The organism is Rahnella woolbedingensis, assembly GCF_003602095.1.
GTDB lineage: Bacteria > Pseudomonadota > Gammaproteobacteria > Enterobacterales > Enterobacteriaceae > Rahnella > Rahnella woolbedingensis.
In genome coordinates, this window is record NZ_RAHH01000019.1 from 1 (window position 1) to 22,882 (window position 22,882).

Here is a 22,882-nt window from a genome sequence, read left to right on the forward strand (position 1 = left end):
GGCTGGGGTGGGGTATTAATGGCAACTCCGAATTAGAATAACCCCATCGGTTTACTCGAGTAACTCACCAGCAGGCACTTGGTTTGCTGGTAGTGATCCAGCATCATTTTGTGGGTTTCGCGCCCGATACCGGACTGTTTGTAGCCACCGAACGCCGCGTGCGCCGGATAGGCGTGGTAACAGTTGGTCCAGACACGACCAGCCTGAATGTTGCGCCCCATGTGATAGGCCACGTTACCGTCGCGGCTCCAGACGCCCGCCCCCAGCCCGTATGCCGTATCGTTGGCAATTTGCAGCGCCTCATCCATATCTTTAAACGTCGTCACCGCCAGTACGGGTCCGAAGATTTCTTCCTGGAAAACGCGCATGTTGTTTTTACCCAGCAGAATGGTCGGTTGCAGGTAATAACCTTCGTTCAGCGTGCCCTCCAGTTTTTTCTTCGCGCCGCCGGTCAGCACTTCTGCGCCCTCTTTTTTACCGATTTCGATGTAATCCAGAATGGTTTTCATCTGACCGGCAGAGACCTGCGCGCCCATCTGCGTTTCCATATCCAGCGGATTACCGGTTTTGATCGCTTCGACGCGTTTGATGGCGCGTTCCATAAAGCGTTCATAGATGGATTCCTGTACCAGCGCGCGGCTCGGGCAGGTGCAGACTTCACCCTGATTGAAAGCAAAAAGCGCGAAGCCTTCCAGCGCTTTATCGAAGAATTCGTCTTCTTTGTCCATCACATCGGCAAAGAAAATATTCGGGGATTTACCGCCCAGTTCCAGCGTGGCGGGGATCAGGTTTTGCGCGGCATATCCGGCAATTTGCTGGCCGACTTCGGTCGAACCGGTGAAAGCAACTTTCGCGATGCGTTTGGACGTCGCCAGATATTCGCCAATTTCACCGCCCGCGCCGTTGACCACGTTGATGACGCCCGCAGGCAGAATATCCTGCACCAGTTCCATCAGCAGCAGGACAGAAAGTGGTGTCAGTTTGGCCGGTTTGAGCACAATACAGTTACCTGCCGCCAGCGCCGGTGCCATTTTCCAGCACGCCATCAGCAACGGGAAGTTCCACGGAATGATTTGTGCCACCACGCCGAGCGGTTCGTGGAAGTGATAGGCAACAGTTTCGCTGTCGATTTCGCTGATCCCGCCTTCCTGAGCACGCACGCAGGAGGCAAAATAGCGGAAGTGGTCGATGGCTAACGGCACATCGGCACCACTGGTTTCGCGGATCGGTTTACCGTTATCCCAGGTTTCGGCATTTGCCAGCAGTTCGAGGTTTTGTTCCATGCGATCGGCGACTTTCAGCAGCAAGTTGGCACGCTGCTGAACCGGCATTTTGCCCCAGTCGTCTTTGGCTTTATGGGCGGCGTCCAGCGCCAGCTCAACGTCATCCGTGCTGGAACTGGCAACTTTGCACAGCACTTCACCGGTGACCGGCGTCAGGTTGTCGTAATACTCTTTTTTCACCGGCGCGACCCATTCACCGCCAATGAAGTTGTCGTATTGTTTTTTGAGTTTGAGCGGGAAACCGTATTCTTCCGGTTTGACGGCATGAGGATTTTTATCATAAGCCATGATGGAACTCCTTTATGCAGCAGGTTTTAGCAGAGCGCTGCATAAAGTTTAGGCAGTGAAAATTTAACCGGCGGGATGTAAAGAGAACTCTTCGAGCGGCTTCACACCTTTTTTGCTGCAACGCTGGCGTTACTACTTCCGGGGGGCGTTGTGCGCGCAAAACTCTCACGCTGGAACAGGCGTTCAACCAGTTTTATCAGTTCAGGATGTTCGACACACCACCCCGGCGCGATACGACGAAAGTTGATGTAGCCCAGACAGCAGGCGACGGCGATATCGGCCACATTCAGGCTTTCAGAATTGAGCAGCGTGCGGCTGGCTGCGTGTTTTTCCAGTGCATCCAGCCCGCGCAGCAGCTTTTCCCGCTGACGCAAAATCCAGGCTTCGTTACGCTTATCGGCATCGCGACGGCCTTCGAGCACTAACGCCACGGCGGCATCTGTCACGCCATCGGCCAGCGCTTCGATTTGCTTAACGCGCAAGGCTTCCAGCGGTTGCCACGGCAACAGCGTCGGTGCGACATTCATCAGTTCGATGAACTGCACAATGATCGGAGAATCATAAAAAATTTCGCCATCGTCGGCGACCAGCGCGGGGACTTTACCAAGGGGATTGAACTGCGTGATTTTACAACCTGGTTCGTGGGGCGTGTCGTTAATGAAATCAAACGGGATGCCTTTCTCCAGCAGCATCACCGAAATTTTGCGCACATACGGGCTGGTATAACTGCCGATCAACTTCATCAGACCCTCCTCGTTTTCAGCGGAACCTCTTTTAAAGCTAGCAGCCGTGCCGGGGTTTACCAGTCACGGCCGCCAGATTTACAGGTTATTGCGCGGGAAACAGGAACGGGTTGATACCACTGCCCGAGAAGCCTTTATCTTCCATTCGGTCATCAAGCAGCAGCATCGCGAGATCGTCAGCCACCGCATCAGCCTGCGGGTCTTTGTCCTGATAAATCAGTTTCAGGTATGCCCCGCAGTCATCGCAAGATTCCGCTTTTACCGTCGCCTGCTCATCATCAATCGACCACAGATTGAGATGTTTCATCTCATCACAGTTGCTGCATTTCGCCCGCACCACGTGCCATTCGCTTTCGCAAAGATTGCAGTGCAGATAGCGCAGACCGCTGGCCGCTATCACCGCAGAAACAGGAACACTGCCGCAGACCGGACAGAACTGGCGGTTTTCACCGTAATCCGCACGACCGACGCCACGCAACTGTGCCGCCATCTGCGCCCAGTAAAGAGACAGCGCCGCCCAGATAAACGGCGCTTTGTCGGCGGGAACCTGTTTGAAATCCTGGCATAGCAGCTCTGTCGCCATCATTTCGCGCTGAAGGTTCGGGGACTGTTCAAGGCGTTCCAGCACCACGCGTACCGGCTCCGGTGCACCCGGTTTCAGGACAGCAATCAGCGCATCCAGCAGAGTCAGCCAGTGCGGCGTACGCGGAAACAGACTGCAATCGAGCGGCGGTTTACTGGCGGCTTTTTGCAATTCGTCGCTCAGGTCGATATCAAGCGGGAACGTCTCCAGCACCTGCTGCTGCGCATCGCAAATCGTGGCGGCAAAGTTCAGATACCTGTCGAGCAGGCTGTCTTCTGCCAGTTTTTTCAGACGATCGGCGCGATTCTGGTAGAGCGTTTTCAGGTTAGCGAACAGTACCGGCGGGATGTCCCCCGCCGTTTTTTTACCGTCAGCCAGTAAGTCCTGTGCAACTATCTGGATGCTCATCCGGCTTTCCTCGCGTCTTGCTCTTTTTTCTGCTCTTCATCGCGCACCTGACGATACCAGCGCGGATGGTGATACTTCGCCCATGACACCGGTACTTTGCCGCCGGTCATCGCGTCGATTGAGCCTTTCGCCCAGGTCGCCGCGTAGACGTGCATGATGATCACCAGAATCAGCCCGATACCGGCCAGAGAATGTACCAGCAGTGCCAGACGGATCAGCGGGATGGGGAAGTAATCGGCAAACCACGGACGCCAGATAATGACGCCGCTGGCCATCAGCAATACCAGACAGCTGATCGCCGCCCAGAACACGCATTTTTGGCCAAAGTTATAGCGACCGGTGTCACCGACTTCATGGTTGGTCAGCACTTTGCCGATGTTTTTCGCCCACACGATGTCGTCTTTTTCCGGCAGATTATGCTTCCAGTAACGGAAAAACATGCCGAGGAAAGACACGAACATCACCACGCCGAAGAACGGATGGAGGATGCGCGCCATCTGCGGGGTGCCGAAAATATTCATCAGCCAGTTAAATGACGGGAAGAAAAAGCCCAGGCCACTGAGTGCGAGCGTCACAAAGCAAAACGCCACGGTCCAGTGATTGAGGCGTTCCACCAGACTATAACGCTGGATTAACTTCTCTTTTTTCATGGCCGTTTCTCCTCATCGTCATGTTTATCTTCCCCTTCCTTGTGTTCTTCCTCTTTGACGTAATTCGGCCCCACGCCGAGGAAATGGAAGGCCGCCGCCGCAAAGGTCACCGCGAAGCCCACGGCGGCCAGTGGTTTCCAGACACCTTTCCACAATGTAACCGCCGCGCTGATCGCCGGATCTTTTGGAAGGCCGTGATACAGCTGCGGGTTGTCAGCATGATGCAGTACGTACATCACATGTGTGCCGCCAACGCCCTGCGGATCATACAATCCGGCTTGCTCAAAACCGCGGCCTTTCAGCTCGCTGACGCGCTCTGCGGCTAAATCCTGCATCGCGGTTTTGGTGCCGAAATGAATGGCGCCGGTCGGGCAGGTTTTTACGCATGCGGGTTCCTGGCCGACACTCACGCGGTCAACGCACAGCGTGCATTTGTAGGCACGGTTATCCTGTTTGTTGATACGCGGAATGTTGAACGGACAACCGGCGATGCAGTAACCGCAGCCGATACAGTGTTCAGACTGGAAATCGACGATGCCGTTGGCGTATTGCAAAATCGCGCCTTCCGCCGGACAGGCTTTCAGGCAGCCCGGATCGGCGCAGTGCATGCAGCCGTCTTTACGAATCAGCCATTCCAGCTTGCCGTTTTGTTCCACTTCCGAGAAACGCATTACCGTCCAGGATTTCGCACTGAGATCTATCGGGTTGTCGTAAACACCCGTATTGATACCGACGTCATCGCGCAGATCGTTCCATTCGGAACAGGCGACCTGACAGCCTTTACAGCCGATACAGGTGGTGACATCGATAAGTTTCGCCACTTCCTGCTGATGGTCACGGGCACGCGGCGCTGGCGTGAACCCGTTGGTTGCGGACTTACGAAGTATGTCCTGTGATTGCATTGCCATAATTCGCCTCCGTTAGACCTTTTCCACGTTAACCAGGAACGCCTTGAACTCCGGCGTTTGCGAGTTAGCGTCACCGACTGACGGCGTCAGCGTATTGGCTAAATAGCCCTTACGCGTCGCGCCTTCAAAGCCCCAGTGACACGGAATGCCAATGGTGTCGACAGTTTTGCCGTCGATGGTCAGAGGACGAATACGTTTGGTCACCACGGCTTTCGCCACAATGAATCCGCGCTTCGAGGACACTTTGACTTCATCGCCCTGCGCGATCCCTTTCGAACGGGCCAGCACTTCGCCGATCTCGATAAACTGCTCAGGCTGCGCGATGGCGTTCAGCAGTGCGTGTTTAGTCCAGTGACGGAATAGTTCGGTGATGGAATAGGTGGTCGCCACATACGGGAAATCTTTGGCAGTGCCCATATTCGGCAAATCGCTGGCAAAAATACGCGTGACCGGATTCGAGATAACGCTGGGATGCAGCGGATTGGTGCCAATCGGCGATTCAATCGGTTCGTAATGTTCCGGGAACGGGCCGTCAGCCATTTTATCGGTCGCAAATAAACGCCCGACGCCTTCCTGTTGCATGATGAACGGCCCGACGCCGGAACCCGGCGCAGCGGCGCTGTAATCCGGGACATCAAAGCCGGTCCATTTCGCGCCATCCCAGCGGATGATTTCGCGTTTTGGATCCCACGGCTGACCGTGCGGGTCGACAGAAGCACGGTTGTACAGAATGCGGCGGTTGAGCGGCCAGCACCATGCCCAGCCTGACGTGCAGCCCAGACCGGATGGATCGGCGTTATCGCGGCGCGCCATCTGGTTACCGGCTTCGGTCCAGCTGCCGGCGTAAATCCAGCAGAAACTGGCGGTGCTGCCGTCGTTTTTCAGATGCGCAAAGGTCGAGATTTGCTGACCTTTTTTCGCCAGAAGATTACCCTGATCGTCATGGATATCCGCCAGCGCTTTGCCGTTGGCTTCGCGGGCGATTTCTTCCGGCAGCGGGTCGAGGGGATCCTGATAATCCCACGCCATATTCATCACCGGCAGTGGATTTGCGCCGCCCTCTTTCTGATACAGCTCGCGCAGTTTCATAAACAGGCGCGCGATGATTTTGCCGTCGTGCAGCGCCTCACCCGGTGGCTCAGAGGCCTGAAAATGCCATTGCAGCCAGCGGCCGGAGTTCACAATCGAACCGTTTTCTTCAGCAAAACAGGAAGAAGGCAGGCGGAAAACTTCGGTCTGAATATCGGCAGTCTGCACGTCGTTCATCGCGCCGTGGTTCTGCCAGAAGTTCGAGGACTCGGTCACCAGCGGGTCAATCACCACCATATATTTCAGTTTCGAGAGCGCGCGCGAAGACTTGTTTTTGTCCGGGAACGCCGCCAGCGGGTTGAAGCCCTGCACGATGTAACCGTTCATTTTGCCTTCGGTCATCAGCTCGGCCTGTTGCATGACGTCGTAGCTTTTGTCCCATTTCGGCAACCAGTCAAAGCCCCAGTCGTTCTCTGCCGTGGCATGATCACCCCAGAAACTTTTCATCATACTGACGAAGAAGTTCGGCGTGTTTTTCCAGAAGTTCACCTGCCCGTCCACCAGCGGCGTCGGCGTAATCTGTTGCAGATAATCGGTGAAATTGGTCTGTTTTTCTGAAGGCAAAGGCATATAGCCCGGCAGGTTCAGCGACAGCAAACCCAGGTCGGTATACCCCTGAATATTGGAGTGCCCCCGCAGGGCATTCACGCCGCCGCCCGCCATACCGATGTTGCCGAGCAGCAACTGTATCATCGCCGCACAGCGAATGGTTTGCGCGCCGCCGGTGTGATGCGTCCAGCCCAGTGCGTACAGAATGGTCGAGGTTTTATCGGGCGCGCAGGTTTGCGCCAGAATGGAGCTTATCAGCAGAAAATCTTCTTTCGATGTCCCGCACAGGCGCTCCACCAGTTCCGGCGTGTAGCGGGAAACGTGCTCTTTCAGCAGATTCCAGACACAGCGCGGGTCCTGCAAGGTTTTGTCCTGCTTCGCCAGACCTTTTTCATCCAGCTGATAGTGCCAGCTGTCTTTGTTGTAGGATTTTTTCGTCGCGTCAAAGCCGCTGAACAGGCCATCGTTGAAGGCATAATCTTCCCGCACCAGCAGGCTGGCGTTGGTATATTCCCTGACGTATTCGGTCTGAATTTTATTATTCGTAATCAGATAGTTGATCATACCGAGCAGGAAGGCGGTGTCCGAACCGGCGCGGATTGGCGCGTAGATATCGGCCACGGCGGCGCTGCGGTTGAAACGCGGATCGACGACGATGACTTTGGCGTTATTTTTAGTTTTCGCCTCAATCACCCATTTGAATCCGACCGGATGCGCTTCCGCCGCATTCCCGCCCATAATCAAAACGACGTTGGCGTTTTTGATGTCCACCCAGTTATTGGTCATCGCACCGCGACCAAAGCTTGGCGCTAATGCCGCGACGGTCGGGCCATGACAAAGACGGGCCTGACAGTCGATCGCCACCATGCCCAGCGCGCGGGTGAATTTCTGATCCAGCAGGCCGGTTTCGTTACTGGCCGCAGACGAACAGAGCATCCCGGTGGTCAGCCAGCGGTTAACGGTGACGTTATTTTCATTTTTCTCAACGAAGTTGGCGTCGCGGTCATCTTTCATCAGACGGGCGATACGGGAAATCGCCTCATCCCAGCTGATACGCTGCCATTTATCGGAACCCGGAGCGCGGTACTGCGGATATCTCAGACGCCCTTCGCTGTGAATGTAATCCAGCACGCCTGCGCCTTTCGGGCACAGCGAGCCACGACTGACCGGATGATCGGCGTCACCCTCTACGTGAAAGATATTTTCAGTGACGTTTTTCGCGCCATCGCCCTGACTGTAAATCAACATTCCGCAACCGACTGAGCAGTAAGTGCAATTGTTGCGGGTTTCACGTGAGCGAAGCAGCTTATATTGGCGGGTTTCCGCCAGCGCTATTGCCGGGACAAACCCCAATAATGCTGCTGTAGTGCCGGCCATACCACCCGCACATATTTTGAATAACTGTCTTCTGCTGACTTGCATGAAAGACTCCTTTCCATCATTTGTTAACACATTGCTTTCAAATTGGCGCTTTCCCCGACAGACGCGGAAGCGGTAAAATTAGGGCTTAAAGTCCTGACAGTTTGTGCGGCTTATGTAGCCGGAATGTTTATAAGGTTATTGCCAATGGATGTCCATCAAGTAAAAGAACCGGACGAAAAAGATGATAAAAAAGTGACTCAGATCATCGGAGCCAGCCAAAAACGGGTGATGCAGCGCACACATTCTGGCGAACTGGAAGACGACTGGATTGCAGAAGAAGTCCCCGTCGCGCTGGTCTATAACGGCATCTCGCATGTGGTGATGATGGCGTCACCAAAAGATCTCGAAGCTTTTGCGCTCGGGTTTTCCCTGTCGGAAGGAATTATCAAATCTGCCGCGGATATTTTCGGACTGGATGTGACACCAAACTGTAACGGTATCGAAGTTAACATTGAGTTATCGAGTCGCCGTTTTGCCGGGCTGAAAGAGCGCCGTCGCGCCATGGCGGGCCGTACCGGCTGTGGCGTTTGTGGCATTGAGCAACTGGGCGATTTGTTCCGTCCGCTCGCGCCGCTGCCGTTTACCCAAACGTTTGATCTGGCGAACCTGGACAACGCGCTGAATCAGCTGAAATCCGTACAGGAAATTGGCCAGCTGACCGGCTGTACACACGCCGCAGCGTGGATAACATCGCAGGGTGAATTACTGGGTGGCTGCGAAGACGTGGGACGTCACGTGGCACTCGATAAAATGCTCGGCCTGCGTGAAAAGCAAAATGAATGGAAATCCGGTGCCGCGCTGGTATCAAGCCGCGCCAGCTATGAAATGGTGCAGAAAGCCGCAATGTGCGGCGTCGAGGTTCTGTTTGCCGTCTCCGCAGCCACGAAGCTGGCGGTAGATGTCGCCGAAAAATGTAATCTGACACTGGTCGGTTTCAGCAAACCAGGACGGGCAACGGTGTATACGCATCCGCAAAGACTGCGGTAACGGTTTAAGCATCACGTGCCTTTAGACAATTTAGGATTGTTTGTGGTTATCTGGTTCTAAGCGCTGTTTTACAGGGGCTTACGGACACCCGCACAAAGTGTAGGGCAGAGATAATCATTTTCAATATCATTTAATTAACTATAATGATCCGACTGATTACGCGGTGCTCACAATGACGGTGCCGCCCTACACTATGGAGACGATGAACATGAGTTATTCACTGCCATCACTGCCTTACGCATACGACGCACTCGAACCGCATTTCGACAAAGAAACGATGGAAATCCATCACTCTAAACACCACCAGGCTTACGTGAACAACGCGAACGCTGCACTGGAAAGCCTGCCAGAACTGGCAAAACTTTCTGTTGAAGAGCTGATCGCAAACCTGGATAAAGTGCCTGCGGATAAGAAAGTTGCACTGCGTAACAACGCAGGCGGCCACGCTAACCACAGTCTGTTCTGGAAAGGCCTGAAAACCGGCACCACCCTGCAGGGCGAACTGAAATCTGCGATCGAACGCGATTTCGGCAGCGTTGACGCTTTCAAAGAAACATTTGAGAAAGCAGCAACCACTCGTTTCGGCTCAGGCTGGGCGTGGCTGGTTCTGAAAGACGGCAAACTGGCCGTTGTTTCTACGGCTAACCAGGACAGCCCGCTGATGGGCGAAGCTGTTTCCGGCGCATCCGGTTATCCGCTGCTGGGTCTGGACGTGTGGGAACACGCTTACTACCTGAAATATCAGAACAAACGCCCTGATTACATCAAAGCCTTCTGGGATGTTGTAAACTGGGACGAAGCAGCAAAACGTCTGGCTGAAGCGAAGTAATTTCGCGCAACCCTTAACAGGGTTACAGTAAGCGATTAACGTCAGGGTTTCTCTCTGAGGGAAACCCTGAAAATAAAAGTGCAATAAGTGACTATGCATTTTTTACGTCACTGCAATCCTCTTATTGTGGTTACTTTTCTTTTAAGCATGTTTACCTGCTGAAAGTATTATCACTACCTTTTCTTTTTCATCCACCATAAATGTTGCTCTGTGAGACCCTGACAGTCTAATACTATAAAGAATGTACTTTTCTTTTTGCTTCGTTTTTTTTAAGTCCCACCTACTCTTTTCGAATCTAGGGTCCAGCGGACTGTAATTTCCCTTCACAATAGTACTTATGAACTCTTGGTACTTTGCTTTTGTTGCTCCCTCCTCTTCAATTGTTGCCAGTTTTTTCTGATCGACCTTCCATTTCTTTTCTTCTATAGCAGGAGGCGGGGCTTGTATAACGGTTTTAGATTTGCCACTGGCACCTTTTTTTGACTTTGATTGCTCAATATTGCCCGTTGAACCGCGCCACCTTTTTTCTGCTTTCGATGTGGCCCCTTCAAATACTGTCTCAGCTGATACTGTGCGATCATTAAAAGGAGGGATATAACTAGGGAGTCTTGCCAACATATCAAATGGATGGAAGTCTTGAGCTTCAGCGCCCCCACAAGCCCCACCTTCAGGCTCAACCCAAGACCAGGCTCCAGGCTCAACCGCAGTCCCGCCCCAAGGCTCAACCCAATCCCAAGCGTCCGCTTGAGCTTGAGCTTGAATTCGAGCTAATTTAATTTGAGCTTCTCTTTGTGATCTTTCTCTTCTCACTCTTATATCAACTTTTTTTAAATATTGATTTCTTGGACTGTCGTGCTCGGATTCCAGCGTTCTAAAATATTCATTTTCAGAATCAGACTCACTCTCGTAAAAATAATCGAGCGCATCTTGATATTTACTGTCATTTATAGGCATATAAATAAAAATCCATTTCTAAACTGTATATGTTGTGAGTGAACAGCATTTTGGTGAATATAAAATCAATCAAACTAAATTGACTATACTCGAACAGGAACAGGAGTAAAATAATAATCCAGAGGTTTTTATTGAATGCTGCTATATCAATAATTTTTTAACTAAATCCTTTTGACAGTCACTTATACAAAATTAGACCCCACTCACATTTTTCAAATAAACCTGCTTTCAACCCTAAGGTTTGTCTTAGGTCCTTCCGATGTTTAATTAATAAATTACTTACAAAAAACACATCATCGGCAAGCACGTCGGCGGAGAACAGTAATGGGAAAGGGTACAGGTCTGTCACAACGCATTGAAAATCTCAAAGTCGGCACCAAACTGGGCCTGGGCTTCGGGCTGGTCCTGCTGATCGCAGTCACCATCACCGCAGCGGGGATGATCAAATTTAATGACATCAGCCAGCGTGCCGAAAAAGTCGATTTCAGCAACCAGATGAATGCGTTGCTTAACGACGCCCGGCTCAGCCGCACATTGTATCAGCTCAATTACGATCCCGCCTATCTCAGGCAGAATCAGGACAAAATCAATGCGCTTTCGCAGCTCATTGCTCAGTCGAAAGGCAAGCTGGAGTGGGATGCCACCAGCCTGGCGAATCTGAATCAGGTGCCGGTCAAAATCCACGAATATCAGCAGGCTCAGAACGCCTTCAAACTGGCTGTCGATAAGAAAGATGCCGTCCGCGCGAGCTGGAACCTTTCCGAAACCGAAGCCGTGGTGAAGCGTTTGCAGGATCAGTTGCGCGTAGAAGATGCCGATCCGTCCATTCGTCTTTCTCTCGCCGAAGTGATTCAGAAACTGATTAGCGTGCGCTATGACGTGCGCGGCCTGTTGCTGAGCATTAACAAAGAATCCGAAGCCAAGCTGTTGCAGTCCATTGATGACACGCAAACGAACGCCAAAAAGCTGAATGCACTGCTGCTGCCAAATCAGCAGGCGACTCTCGCGCCGCTGATGAGCGCGCTGGCGAACTATAAAAGCCATGTTGTGGCGTATATGCCCGCCTATGAAGAAGAGCAGAAAAATTCCCAGCTGTTGTCGGTAAAAGCAGCAGAAATGAATGCTCTGGTGGCGAAAATCTTCAAAAACGAGCTGGACAATACGCATCAGGATATCAGCCATGCGCAGACGATCATGCTGGTGATTACGCTGGCCGTCATGCTGGCCGGCATCATCATTGCCTGGCGCATTACCCGCCAGATTGCCCAGCCACTGCGCAATACACTGAAAACCGCCGAAGCCATTGCTCAGGGTGACCTGAGCGCCGCGCATCCGACAACAAGACGCGACGAACTGGGTATGCTGATGAACGCGGTCTCAGCGATGAGCCAAAATCTCAGTACCATGATTTATGAAATCCGCTCAGGCGTTTCTCAGGTATCGCACGCCGCGGCTGAAATCGCTGCCGGGAATACCGATCTCTCCTCACGCACCGAACAGCAGGCCGCGGCAGTAGAAGAAACCGCCGCCAGCATGGAAGAACTGAGCGCGACGGTGAAACAGAACGCTGATAACGCCCATCACGCCAGCAAACTGGCCAGCGAAGCCTCGGGCACGGCGACGCTCGGCGGCAAACAGGTCGGCGAAGTGGTCGACACCATGCAGCAGATTTCCGGCAGCTCAAAACGCATTGCCGAAATCACGTCGGTCATTAACGGCATCGCTTTCCAGACCAACATTCTGGCACTCAATGCTGCCGTTGAAGCCGCACGTGCCGGTGAACAGGGTCGCGGATTCTCCGTGGTGGCCTCAGAAGTCCGCACACTGGCACAGCGCAGTGCGCAGGCGGCCAAAGAGATTGAAGGGCTGATTGCTGAGTCGGTGGAACGCGTCAGTACCGGCGCGAAACTGGTGGAAAATACCGGTCGCACCATGCAGGACATCGTGAAATCCGTCTCACACGTGCGCGATATCATGGGTGAAATCGCCTCGGCATCTGACGAGCAAAGCCGGGGTATCGCGCAGATTTCACAGGCGATTGTCGAGATGGACAGCACCACACAGCAGAACGCCGCGCTGGTTGAGCAGTCTTCTGCCGCCGCAGATTCCCTTGAAGATCAGGCGGCAACGCTGACGCAGGCGGTCTCAGTATTCCGTCTGGCTGAAAACGGCAATAGGATGAATGCACCGGCGTCCGCACAGCTGCGCCGCCCAATGCTGGCACCGGCACAGAACAAAACCAGCCAGGAAAACTGGGAAACGTTCTGATCAATCTTTACTGCGCGCAGTCGCCTGATTGCGCGCAGGTATTCCTTCTATTCCCTCTGCACTCAAAAATCGTCATGACGTGGTATCTTGGCTTCTGTACAAACATGATGATTTATGTCCTGAGTTCTCTGAGGATTTGACAGAACTGCGGGAGAAGGACGGAGAAGATGAATAAAGATTTAACCACCTCACAGGTTGCCCGCAAAAATATTCTCAACAATCCTTATGCTTTAAGTGAGCTGGAGACCAATCTTGCTGTCGGGGGCAAGAATTTTGCCGGTGAAACAGTATTTACCAAGATGCAAGTTGCTGAAATCTTGGCAGTCGATGAACGAACCATTGATCGATATCTAAGCGGCCATAATGATGAATTAGAAAATAGCGGCTACCGTATCCTCAAAGGAAAAGCGTTACGGAAGTTACGGTTAGCCTATGTCGACGACATGAATGTCGTCGACATCAGCCCTAAAACACCGTCCTTGGGGATCTTTAGCTTCAGAGCCCTGCTAAACCTTGCAATGTTAATAACAGAAAGCGATCGTGCTAAAGCTATCCGCAGCCGGATGCTAGATATCGTTATTGATGTCATTGCTGAAAAATCAGGCGGTCACACAAAATACGTCAATCAGCGAGATCCGGACTATTTGCCTGCTGCATTTTTAGAAGAGAGTTACCGCAAACAATTCACTGACGCTCTCCGTGACCATTTACAAATGGGTAACCACAAGTACGCCGTTTATACCGACAGGGTCTATCAGGCCGTATTTTGTGAGAATGCCATGGAGTATAAACAAATTCTCAGGCTTGCGGATAAAGACAAAACTCGCGAGACGATGTACACAGAAGTGTTGAAGGCCATTGCCAGTTTTGAACATGGCTTAGCCGTGCAGCTTAAAACCAAAGCGGAAGCGCTTGGAAGAAAATTAGCACCTGCCGAGCTTGATACGTTAATTAACGAGGCTGAGAAAAATCCATTTCTACAACCCTCAATAGAAGATGCGCGTGTGCGCATGGCGAGCAGGGATTTAGGGTTTCGTGATGCTTTGCATGAAAAACTAGAGCATTACCTTCAGTCAGTCCCTGCTGGAGATTATGAGCGCTTTTTAGGTGAACGCAGCCGTTCACTTGAAGAACAATTGTCAGATATTCAGGTGCTAAATGTTCTTAAACGTCTGAAGGATCGCTGAGATGGCATTCACTTTGCTCTACTTTGACGAACCTCATGCCATTCAGGTTCATGACTGGATTATCGAGCAATCAGGGGGGGATGCCAGGCACTAAAGATGTGGGGTGTTTATCAAGTGTTCTTGAACATATTCAAAACGACGATTATTACTCTTGTTTTGGAGAAAAACTCACACATCTGGTATTTGCAATCAATAAATTTCACGCATTCAATGATGGTAATAAACGATCAAGTCTTGTTCTCGGGGCCTATTTCCTGGAACTCAATGGCTATGATTATTGCGTCAAAAAATTCGTTAAAGAGATGGAAAATATTGTGGTTTGGCTTGCGGAAAATAAAATATCAAAAGAGCTTTTACAACGGCTCATCATCTCGATTGTGATGGAAGATGATTATCCCGAGTCGCTTAAGCTTGAGCTAATAAACGTCATCACCCAGTAATTTCAGATCCTCACGCTGCCCAATGCAGGTTATGCTTGAGCGAGTGATATTACAGCAGCGGAGAGCTTATGCATTATCCCGACGTGTACATCGGTGCTATCGAGCAATTCCCCGATTTTTCACCCAGCGCGATTGCTAAACGCCAGGTGGATGGCGGCGTGTTGCTCACCCCTTCAGGGCTGGAAGGCGATCAGCAGGCCGAAAAGTCATATCACGGTGGTGCTGACCGCGCCCTGTGTCATTTCCCGCGCGAGCATTACGCCTGGCTGCGTCAGCAGTTTCCTGAAGAAGAAGAACGCTTCCATCCGCCCGCTTTTGGCGAAAACCTTTCAACGCTCGGCATGACCGAAGATAACGTGTTTATCGGCGATATTTTCCGCTGGGGTGAAACACTGATTCAGGTCACGCAACCGCGTGCGCCCTGCTACAAGCTAAACCATTTTCTCGACTGCCAGAATTTATCGCCGCTGTTACAGCAAAGCGGCCGTTGCGGCTGGTTATATCGCGTAGTTGGCACCGGTAAAACCAGTGGCGATCGTCCGCTGGAATTACTGACCCGCAACAGCGATGTCTCCGTTGCCGAAGCGATTTCAATCGCATTTCATATGCCGTTTGATGAAGAACAGTACCGGCGTCTGATGTCTGCGGCGGGGATTTCGGCGAGCTGGAGCAAAACCATGCAGATGCGGCTGGTTAACAGGAAGATTGAGGATTTTGGACGGAGATTATTTGGGAAGTGAGTTTTACTCACGGGCAGAGCCTACTGGTCTGCCCGTGAGTCACATCAGAATTCTTTTTTCGCGAAGCCAGTCACGACTTTCAGGCCCATTTCGCGGCCCAGTGCAGTCATCGGGTGAACCACCACGATGCCGCGCACGGTTTTCTTCAGCGTGCCCATATCAGCCTGTTCTTTCTTGGTGATTTCACGGCTGAACAGCTTTTCCAGCTTCTGCGCTTCGGTGCTGAGTTTTTTCACACGTACATCTTTCAGACGCGCAATTTCAGCAGCCAGTTTCTCTTTTTCTTCTTCATGCTTGGCAATCAGCTCAGAATTACCTGCCTGAATAACAGTGGCGTCTTTGTGATTCAGTGCATCAAGCATATCGCTGAGGCGTTTAATCTCGACTTTTTCGACTTCTTTCATGATTTCAGATCCGTTCATGCCAAAACCGGCACGACTGTAAATTGGGAATAATAAACCTCAGTGTATCAGGAAGTGCGCGATTCTTCAGCTTGCTCCTGCGTTTCTGCCAACCCCGGCGGCAATCCGCACATCTCACAGGCTCGCTGACCGATGCGGATCATTGCTGAAATATAGCGGGTATCAAAAACATAACAACAAGACAACCGCAGACCGTTGCTGTAGCGCCCGCTCGGTGAATATAACTGCCCCGGCGTCATACAAATTTTATCTTTCAGCAACTGATGAAACAGCGTGACGCAATCCACGCCCGGCGGGAAATCGACCCAAATCACAAAGCCACCGGCCGGTTGTGTGGCACGCGTTCCCTGCGGAAAATGGCGGGCGATCAGCGCACGTGCCTGCTCAACCTGCGACGCGTAGCGCTTACGCAAAGCCCGCAGATGATGGTCATAACCGCCCGATTCCAGAAACACCGCCAGCGTTTGCGAAAGTAACGCGGATTCCGCCATCGACGACACGGCTTTCAGTTTATGCAGCTTATCGGCAAAGCGCCCGCCTTCCACCCAGCCGATACGAAAATCAGGCGCCAGCGTTTTGGTAAAGCTGGTGCAAAACAGGATCCAGCCGTAACGGTCGAAAGATTTCACGGCCGGAGACAGCGTGGCGCCAAACTGAATTTCCGCGTACAGACCGTCTTCAATTAACGGCACCTGGTGATCGTTCATCAGGCGCGCCAGACGTTTTTTTGCGGCCAGAGGCATGGTAAAGCCCAGCGGATTTTGCGCCGTCGGCATGGCGATTACTGCATTCAGGCGCTTTTCGGCGAGCAGCATTTCCAGCACATCCAGCGATAAACCGGTTTGCGGATCGGTCGGAATTTCTACCGCTTTCAGCCCGAGGCTCGCCAGCATTGGCAGCAGATAAAAATAGGTCGGCGTTTCCAGCCCGACGCTGTCACCCGGTTTGGTGGTGACACGCAACGCCAGCTGCAATGCCTCCATACAACCGTGAGTAATGGTGATGTCGGCGGGTTCTAAAATCATGCCGAGCGTCAGCGCGCGGCGGGCGATTTGCTGACGTAACACCGGACTGCCCGGTGGCAGCGCATATTGTCCGATGAGGTTCGGCTGGCGTCGTAACAGAGACGACATGATCCGCCCGAGCTTACCGGTCGGATAAAAATCGTTCGACTGCGGACAGGCCAGCGAGAGATTGGTGTAAGTCGGATCAATCTGCGAGGCGAATACTTTATCGATCAAGTCCAGCACTTCATCTGCCGGTTCTGCGGCGGGTGTCTGCGGCTGTTCATGGGGCTGATGGTTCAGCGCTGGCAACGCGGCACGGACGTAAAATCCGGACTGCGGACGCGCCTCGATAAAACCGCGATCTTCCAGCCGCCGGTAAGCCGCCACTACGGTATTAATACTGACTGACCAGGTTTGTGCGCTGCGCCGCACCGATGGCAAACGGCTACCCGGCGCGAGTGTGCCGCGACGGATGGCGTCCGCCAGTTGTTCCGCCAGCTGGTTATACCGGGTGTCGCTGAGATCCGCCGTGTCAGTCATGGTGTCAGTTCCGTGAAAATTGATGGGTACAGTTTTTCGTAATGCAATCTGTAACCATGACAATAGCGTATTTTTGGTTCTGTTACCTTTCCCGGTCTCTGATTATTCTGGTTCTCTGGAAAACAGGGGATGCAGGAAAACAAAAATGATAGATACCGCTTTCGTCAGTTACGTCACTGTGATGTCAATTACACCCGGCCCGAACAATCTTTTGCTGGCGGCTTCCGGCGTTAATTTCGGGCTGCGCCGCAGCGTGCCGATGATGCTGGGGATAACCCTCGGCTGCGTGGTGCAATGCGCCCTGATGACCTCCATGCTGGCGATTTTACTCAGCTGGATGACGGTCGTGCGGCTGCCGATGGCCGCCGTGGGTTGCGCCTATCTGTTCTGGCTGTCATGGAAAATTTACCGTTCCGGCTCGCCAAAAGAAGGCGAGAAGCAGCAGCCGATGAATCTGATTAACGGCGCGTTATTTCAGGCGGTGAACCCGAAAGCCTGGCTGATGGCGACCAACGTGGCAATCCTGTTCACGCCGCCGGATGGCAATATGCTGCATCACACGCTGCTGATTTGCATCGGTTTCGCGCTGATCAATCTGCCGTGCATTTTAGTCTGGGTGGTGATGGGTGACAGGTTACGTCAGGCATTACGTGTGGAATGGAAGCTGAAAATGTTCAATACAATCATGGGCGGCATGATGGCATTAACCGCGCTGTGGTTGCTGATCGGCGAAGTGCGCCATGCGCTGGCGTAGTGTTATTTTTGTACGGGGGATAAACGGGAAGGCTGCTGATTACTGATATGGGCAATCAGCCCGGTCACGGAAAGGACCATAGTGGAGCGGACGATTTGCTGGTAACGCTGGCGTTGCATGGCGATCAGTGATTCGTCAGCTTCACCCGGTTTAAGGAAAGTAGGCGCAGGAGGTAACTCCGTCACGCAATGCAGTTCTCCGAAGGGACCGAGAATTTCATCATCAGTAAACCGGTACTCTTCGCCGTCGTAATTGAGCTCTTCACGCAACGCCATCAGTAATTCGGCATCTTCATATTCATGACGGCTGATCACGCCCAGTGCATAAATCAGTTTGAGACGCACCGAGAGATCACCCAGCGGACCGGTACCGGTCAGTAACGGTTCGACTGCATATTTCACCGCGTAATCGTCTTTGCGAAAAACCTGCACCACCAGAATATCCAGCGCTTCGGCCAGTAATTCCACGGCAGTCATCAAAAAGCTACGCACGGTTTTACCCGCATTCAGCTTTTCAAGTACACGGTTTTCAAACGCCTGAGCTTTTTCCATAGGGTTTATTTGCAGTAAAGTGCCGATGCTGACAGCGCCCCTGGCGTCATCCATGATGCGCGCATGTCGGGCAGAAACATCCTGCCCGACAGGGCTTTCTTTGCCTGGTGTTGGCGAAATCAAAATAAACGCAGTATTAGTGCATCGATTCGTAGAGAGCGACGGCTTTCGCCACAACTTCGCCATCTTCTGGCAGACCTGAAATCTGGGCGAGGGCAGCTTTTGGCCCTACTTTCTCCAGCAATTCTACCAGTTCTTTAGCTTGCGGGTCTTGCTCGCTGCGATAATGCATCGCGGCAGCAATCCCTCTGACCAGATTATCGTTCGGCAGACGGTATTCCTGCGTACCCAGTAACGGTTTAATCAGTCGATCGCCTGCGCTCAGTTTACGCAGTGGCTGACGGCCAACGCGCTCAACGTCGTCATGCAGGTACGGGTTTTCGAAACGGGTCAGAATCTTTTCGATGTAGGCGAAATGTTTTTCCGGGTCAAAACCGTAACGACGGATCAGCACTTCACCACTTTCTTCCATCGCACCGCGAACCACCAGACGCACTTTCTCATCGAGGATCGCATCACGGATTGTCGCGTGGCCTGCCTGCTGACCAAGATACGCGGTGATCGCATGACCGGTGTTCAGGGTGAACAGTTTACGCTCAACGAACGCCATCAGATTGTCGGTCAGTTCCATACCGGCGATGTGCGGCAATTCACCTTTGAACTGAGTTTTATCCACAATCCATTCGCTGAACGTTTCAACGGTCACTTCCAGCGGATCGGTAGTGCCTGCTGCCGCTGGTGGAACGATACGGTCCACGGCGGAATCGACAAAGCCGATATGCGCTTCAACCCAGGCTTTTTCATCTTCCGGCAGCGCGTTGAATACGTGCTGTTTGAACTGGCTGGTACCGCGCACCATGTTTTCGCAGGCGATGATATTGAGCGGCTTTTCGTTGCCTTGCTGGTGACGCAGCACCAGACCTTTGGCGACGTTTGGCGCGATTTTTTCCAGCACGGTCGGACCGACGGCGGTGGTGACTAAATCAACTTCAGCGATCAGGTTAATGGCATCCTGACCGGCGCTGTTTACGGCATTCACATTACTGACAGGCTCAACGGTGGCCTGTTCACCGACAACGTGCACGTCGTAACCTTTACGGCTGTTCAGCGCATCCAGTAAAGCAGGGCTGACATCGGCAAACGTCAGTTCAATCCCGGCATCAGCAAGTAATTTACCGATAAAACCGCGACCAATGTTACCTGCACCAAAATGTAATGCTTTCATATTTATTCCTTCAAATCGTGAGGAGCAACGGGCTCCGAATCAACAAGCGGGTCTCGCAAGACCCGCTTAGTAATTACTTTTCGATTAACTGCTCAATCAGCCGCGAAGAATGGACAGAACTTCTTCAACGCTGGTGGTATTCGCCAGACGCTCGATAACACCGTCTTCATCCAGCGCTGTGGTCAGCTTGGTGATGACATTGATGTGCTCGTTATTGCGTGCTGCGATACCCACGACCAGACGTGCGCGGTCATCTTCGTCATCGCCCCAGCGGATGCCCGCCGGATACTGGCAGAACACGATACCGGTTTTCAGTACGCGGTCTTTCGCTTCGATGGTGCCGTGTGGCACAGCGATAGATTCACCCAGATACGTCGAGGTCAGTTGCTCACGTGCCAGCATCGCTTCAACATATTCTGCCTGAACATACCCGCCTTTCACCAGTTGCTCACCCGCAAAACGAATCGCTTCTTCTTTCGTGCCCGCGCTCAGGCCGAGGAAGATGTTGCTTTCGCTGAGACGGAACAGGTTTTCGTTTTCATTGTCAGCCACGATGCTGTCGCCCAGCGTCGTCGTCACTTTCTCTTTGTACTGACTGGCTTTGTTCACTTCAACCAGACGGGAGGTCAGGTCAGTGTACAGGCCGCTGTCGAGGAAGTTGGTCAGCGAAATGTGCTGCGCATGCGGTACCTGACGCATGGCGCGTTCAGTCAGGTCACGGTGCGTAATCACCAGATCCACATCATCAGGCAGATTATTGATGGCGCTGTTAGTCACGCTGATATTGGTCAGCCCTGCATCTTGCACTTTTTTGCGCAGAACACCGGCACCCATTGCGCTGGAACCCATACCGGCGTCACAGGCTACGATGATTTTACGAACGGTAGACAGGTCGCCTGCTACGCCAGTCGCTGAAGGACGGCCACCTTTGGATTCAGCTTTCATATCCTGCATACGGCGGGTTGCTTCGTCCAGGTCGTCGCCATCTTTCGCTTTGGTGGTTTTCAGCAGGAAAGCAGAGATAACGAAGGACACTGCAAATGCTGCCACGATAGCCGCGATATTAGCGAAGTACGCGCCTTTTGGCGTCATCGCCAGTACTGCCAGGATAGAACCCGGAGATGCCGGAGAAACCAGACCGCCGTTCAGCATAGTCAGGGTGAACACGCCAGTCATACCGCCCAGAATTACCGCCAGTAACAGACGCGGATTCATCAGAACGTATGGGAAATAAATTTCGTGGATACCACCCAGGAAGTGGATGATTGCCGCGCCACCAGCAGATTGCTTAGCGCTGCCACGACCGAAGAACATGTACGCCATCAGGACGCCCATACCCGGACCCGGGTTCGCTTCGATCAGGAAGAAGATAGATTTACCGGTTTCAGTCGCCTGCTGGATACCCAGCGGAGAGAAGATACCGTGGTTGATGGCGTTGTTGAGGAACAGGATTTTCGCCGGTTCAACAAAGATAGAGGCCAGCGGCAACAGGTTATGAATAACCATGATGTGCACGCCTGCAGCCAGCAATTTAGACAGCGCTTCTACCAGCGGACCAATCGCCAGGAAGGCCAGGATTGCCAGCAGCATACCGATAATACCGGCCGAGAAGTTGTTAACCAGCATCTCGAAGCCGCTTTTGATTTTACCGTCAACCCAGCGGTCGAAACGCTTGATGCACCAGCCGCCCAGCGGACCTGCAATCATTGCGCCGAGGAACATTGGCATATCCGCACCAACGATAACACCCATGACGGTGATTGCGCCGACCACACCACCGCGGTCACCACCGACCAGACGACCACCGGTATAACCGATGAGCAATGGCAGAAGGTAGGTGATCATCGGGCCAACCAGCTTCGCTAATGTTTCATTAGGGATCCAGCCGGTAGGAATGAACAGAGCGGTAATGATACCCCAGGCGATAAACGCGCCGATGTTGGGCATTACCATGTTACTCAGGAAGCGACCAAAGTTTTGAACTTTGATCTTAACGTCTGGTGAAAACATAAAACGCACCCCTATTGATACGCGCTGACAATAGAGCGCGTGATATCAGTTAATTATCGGTGACGGTTATTTCGGTTTTTTGCCACTGCTTTAAAAATCCGTCCGTCGAATTGCTGTCTGCGAGGCGGACTCTACCACGTGATTATAGGCCCCGCGTAGCCACCCGACAGCCCGTGACGCAGATCACACGTATACGACCATTACCCCCTCACTTTTGGTGATCACCGTCACAAAAAGACGCTGTAACCCGGCTACACAGGCGAATATTTAAGCACGACGCCGACAAAAATGTGACTTAAGTCACTTTTTGTTAACGAGTCTTTATCATTAAAACGTGATATTCATCACAAAGTATTTTTAGACGAACTTGTGTATTTCGCTTAAAAAGCATTCAGACGTGTCTCATGAATGGAAAACTGAGTTTACGGGGGAGATGTTGAAATTAAATTACAAAGGGAAAAGCAGGCTACAAAAAACTGTAGCCCAAAAAGCAGCGTAAAAATCAGGCTGGAGGTAATGTGATCTCTTTACCAATTTTAGTAGTGACATCTTTAACTATTTTCAGTTCAAAATCGGTATAGCTGTAAAGCTGCTGAGAATCGACATGAGATGTCGCTGAGGTTTTTTATAAAATAATCCGAGCACTGCAATGTTTCTTCTACCTTGCTTTCTCATACGCAGCAAACTCTTGCCAGGCTGAAACATCAATCACTTTATGGAAACCCGTCGCTTCTTTTACGTCTTGGTTTTCACGACGCTCGTTTTTTTTCAACGCAGCATAATCAGCGAAATGAACAATCATAACTATCCATGTAATAAGTAAGAATTTGAGGGGCTCTGATGCCAGACCCAAAGAATCAGAGGTTGCTTCACAGGGATGAATATCCATGAAGAAAAGAAGGTTACAACGGCAAAAAGCATGACGTGAGTAAAAATTTATTCACTTTCAGCCATTACATTCATTACTGAGAACTGCTTTCCAAAT

The 22,882-nt window shown here is 52.1% G+C and carries 20 protein-coding genes; 7 read left to right on the forward strand and 13 right to left on the reverse strand.

All coding sequences use genetic code 11. The features are described from left to right. Positions 1-32: 32 nt before the first annotated feature. The 6 genes from exaC to fdnG all read right to left on the reverse strand — a co-directional run bounded on the left by exaC (position 33) and on the right by fdnG (position 7,923). Positions 33-1,571: an acetaldehyde dehydrogenase ExaC gene (gene exaC, locus D6C13_RS16115; protein ID WP_120133733.1), complete on the reverse strand. Its 1,539-nt coding sequence runs from the start codon at positions 1,569-1,571 to the stop codon at positions 33-35. A gap of 101 nt (positions 1,572-1,672) precedes the next feature. After that, positions 1,673-2,314 (reverse strand): glutathione S-transferase, encoded by a 642-nt coding sequence (locus tag D6C13_RS16120; protein WP_120133734.1) that lies wholly within the window; start codon positions 2,312-2,314, stop codon positions 1,673-1,675. Between the two features lie 85 nt (positions 2,315-2,399). After that, positions 2,400-3,305: a formate dehydrogenase accessory protein FdhE gene (fdhE, locus tag D6C13_RS16125; RefSeq protein ID WP_120133735.1), complete on the reverse strand. Its 906-nt coding sequence runs from the start codon at positions 3,303-3,305 to the stop codon at positions 2,400-2,402. After that, positions 3,302-3,955 (reverse strand): formate dehydrogenase cytochrome b556 subunit, encoded by a 654-nt coding sequence (gene fdoI / locus D6C13_RS16130; RefSeq protein WP_120133736.1) that lies wholly within the window; start codon positions 3,953-3,955, stop codon positions 3,302-3,304. Before fdoI ends, fdhE begins: the two co-directional genes overlap by 4 nt. After that, positions 3,952-4,863 carry a formate dehydrogenase subunit beta gene (gene fdxH / locus D6C13_RS16135; RefSeq protein ID WP_120133737.1) on the reverse strand — a complete coding sequence of 304 codons (912 nt, stop codon included), beginning with the start codon at positions 4,861-4,863 and terminating at the stop codon, positions 3,952-3,954. Before fdxH ends, fdoI begins: the two co-directional genes overlap by 4 nt. Positions 4,864-4,875: 12 nt before the next feature. Beyond that, positions 4,876-7,923 (reverse strand): formate dehydrogenase-N subunit alpha, encoded by a 3,048-nt coding sequence (fdnG, locus tag D6C13_RS16140; RefSeq protein WP_120133738.1) that lies wholly within the window; start codon positions 7,921-7,923, stop codon positions 4,876-4,878. 144 nt (positions 7,924-8,067) lie between these two features. Between fdnG and fdhD the strand changes: the two genes are divergently transcribed. Continuing rightward, complete coding sequence (gene fdhD, locus D6C13_RS16145) at positions 8,068-8,910, forward strand: formate dehydrogenase accessory sulfurtransferase FdhD (protein ID WP_120133739.1); 843 nt, start codon at positions 8,068-8,070, stop codon at positions 8,908-8,910. Positions 8,911-9,118: 208 nt separating this feature from the next. Continuing rightward, positions 9,119-9,739: a superoxide dismutase [Mn] gene (gene sodA, locus D6C13_RS16150; protein WP_056775847.1), complete on the forward strand. Its 621-nt coding sequence runs from the start codon at positions 9,119-9,121 to the stop codon at positions 9,737-9,739. A 141-nt stretch (positions 9,740-9,880) separates the two neighbouring features. On the opposite strand, the gene D6C13_RS16155 is transcribed toward sodA, so the two are convergent. Further along, positions 9,881-10,693, reverse strand: coding sequence for a hypothetical protein (locus D6C13_RS16155; RefSeq protein WP_120133740.1), 813 nt, complete (start codon positions 10,691-10,693; stop codon positions 9,881-9,883). A 324-nt stretch (positions 10,694-11,017) separates the two neighbouring features. Between D6C13_RS16155 and D6C13_RS16160 the strand changes: the two genes are divergently transcribed. The 4 genes from D6C13_RS16160 to yiiM all read left to right on the forward strand — a co-directional run bounded on the left by D6C13_RS16160 (position 11,018) and on the right by yiiM (position 15,328). Then, the gene (locus D6C13_RS16160) at positions 11,018-12,961 is read left to right on the forward strand and encodes a methyl-accepting chemotaxis protein (RefSeq protein WP_120133741.1); all 1,944 of its coding nucleotides are present in this window, start codon (positions 11,018-11,020) and stop codon (positions 12,959-12,961) included. A 167-nt stretch (positions 12,962-13,128) separates the two neighbouring features. Then, positions 13,129-14,148, forward strand: a complete 1,020-nt coding sequence (locus D6C13_RS16165) for a DNA-binding protein (RefSeq protein WP_120133742.1) — start codon at positions 13,129-13,131, stop codon at positions 14,146-14,148. Between the two features lie 80 nt (positions 14,149-14,228). Continuing rightward, on the forward strand, positions 14,229-14,588 hold the full coding sequence (locus D6C13_RS16170) for a type II toxin-antitoxin system death-on-curing family toxin (protein WP_208642907.1): 360 nt from the start codon (positions 14,229-14,231) through the stop codon (positions 14,586-14,588). A 68-nt stretch (positions 14,589-14,656) separates the two neighbouring features. Continuing rightward, positions 14,657-15,328, forward strand: coding sequence for a 6-hydroxyaminopurine reductase (gene yiiM / locus D6C13_RS16175; protein ID WP_120133743.1), 672 nt, complete (start codon positions 14,657-14,659; stop codon positions 15,326-15,328). A gap of 44 nt (positions 15,329-15,372) precedes the next feature. On the opposite strand, the gene D6C13_RS16180 is transcribed toward yiiM, so the two are convergent. Together D6C13_RS16180 and D6C13_RS16185 are read right to left on the reverse strand one after the other, a co-directional pair. Next, positions 15,373-15,732, reverse strand: coding sequence for a YibL family ribosome-associated protein (locus tag D6C13_RS16180; protein WP_120133816.1), 360 nt, complete (start codon positions 15,730-15,732; stop codon positions 15,373-15,375). Positions 15,733-15,797: 65 nt separating this feature from the next. Further along, a complete protein-coding gene (locus D6C13_RS16185; RefSeq protein WP_120133744.1) occupies positions 15,798-17,297 on the reverse strand; it encodes an aminotransferase-like domain-containing protein in 1,500 nt (499 codons plus the stop codon). Between the two features lie 145 nt (positions 17,298-17,442). Here D6C13_RS16185 and D6C13_RS16190 point away from each other — a divergent pair, with 145 nt between their 5' ends. Continuing rightward, entirely contained in the window at positions 17,443-18,051 is a 609-nt protein-coding gene (locus D6C13_RS16190; protein ID WP_120133745.1) for a LysE family translocator, read from the forward strand. A gap of 2 nt (positions 18,052-18,053) precedes the next feature. Here D6C13_RS16190 and D6C13_RS16195 read toward each other — a convergent pair whose 3' ends face one another. From D6C13_RS16195 to D6C13_RS25665, 4 genes are all read right to left on the reverse strand, one after another. Then, a complete protein-coding gene (locus D6C13_RS16195; RefSeq protein ID WP_014411435.1) occupies positions 18,054-18,602 on the reverse strand; it encodes an MltR family transcriptional regulator in 549 nt (182 codons plus the stop codon). Between the two features lie 136 nt (positions 18,603-18,738). Continuing rightward, a complete protein-coding gene (locus tag D6C13_RS16200) occupies positions 18,739-19,887 on the reverse strand; it encodes a mannitol-1-phosphate 5-dehydrogenase (protein WP_120133746.1) in 1,149 nt (382 codons plus the stop codon). 96 nt (positions 19,888-19,983) lie between these two features. After that, the gene (locus D6C13_RS16205) at positions 19,984-21,897 is read right to left on the reverse strand and encodes a PTS mannitol transporter subunit IICBA (protein WP_120133747.1); all 1,914 of its coding nucleotides are present in this window, start codon (positions 21,895-21,897) and stop codon (positions 19,984-19,986) included. A 658-nt stretch (positions 21,898-22,555) separates the two neighbouring features. Further along, complete coding sequence (locus D6C13_RS25665) at positions 22,556-22,699, reverse strand: hypothetical protein (protein ID WP_167458041.1); 144 nt, start codon at positions 22,697-22,699, stop codon at positions 22,556-22,558. Positions 22,700-22,882: the final 183 nt, after the last annotated feature.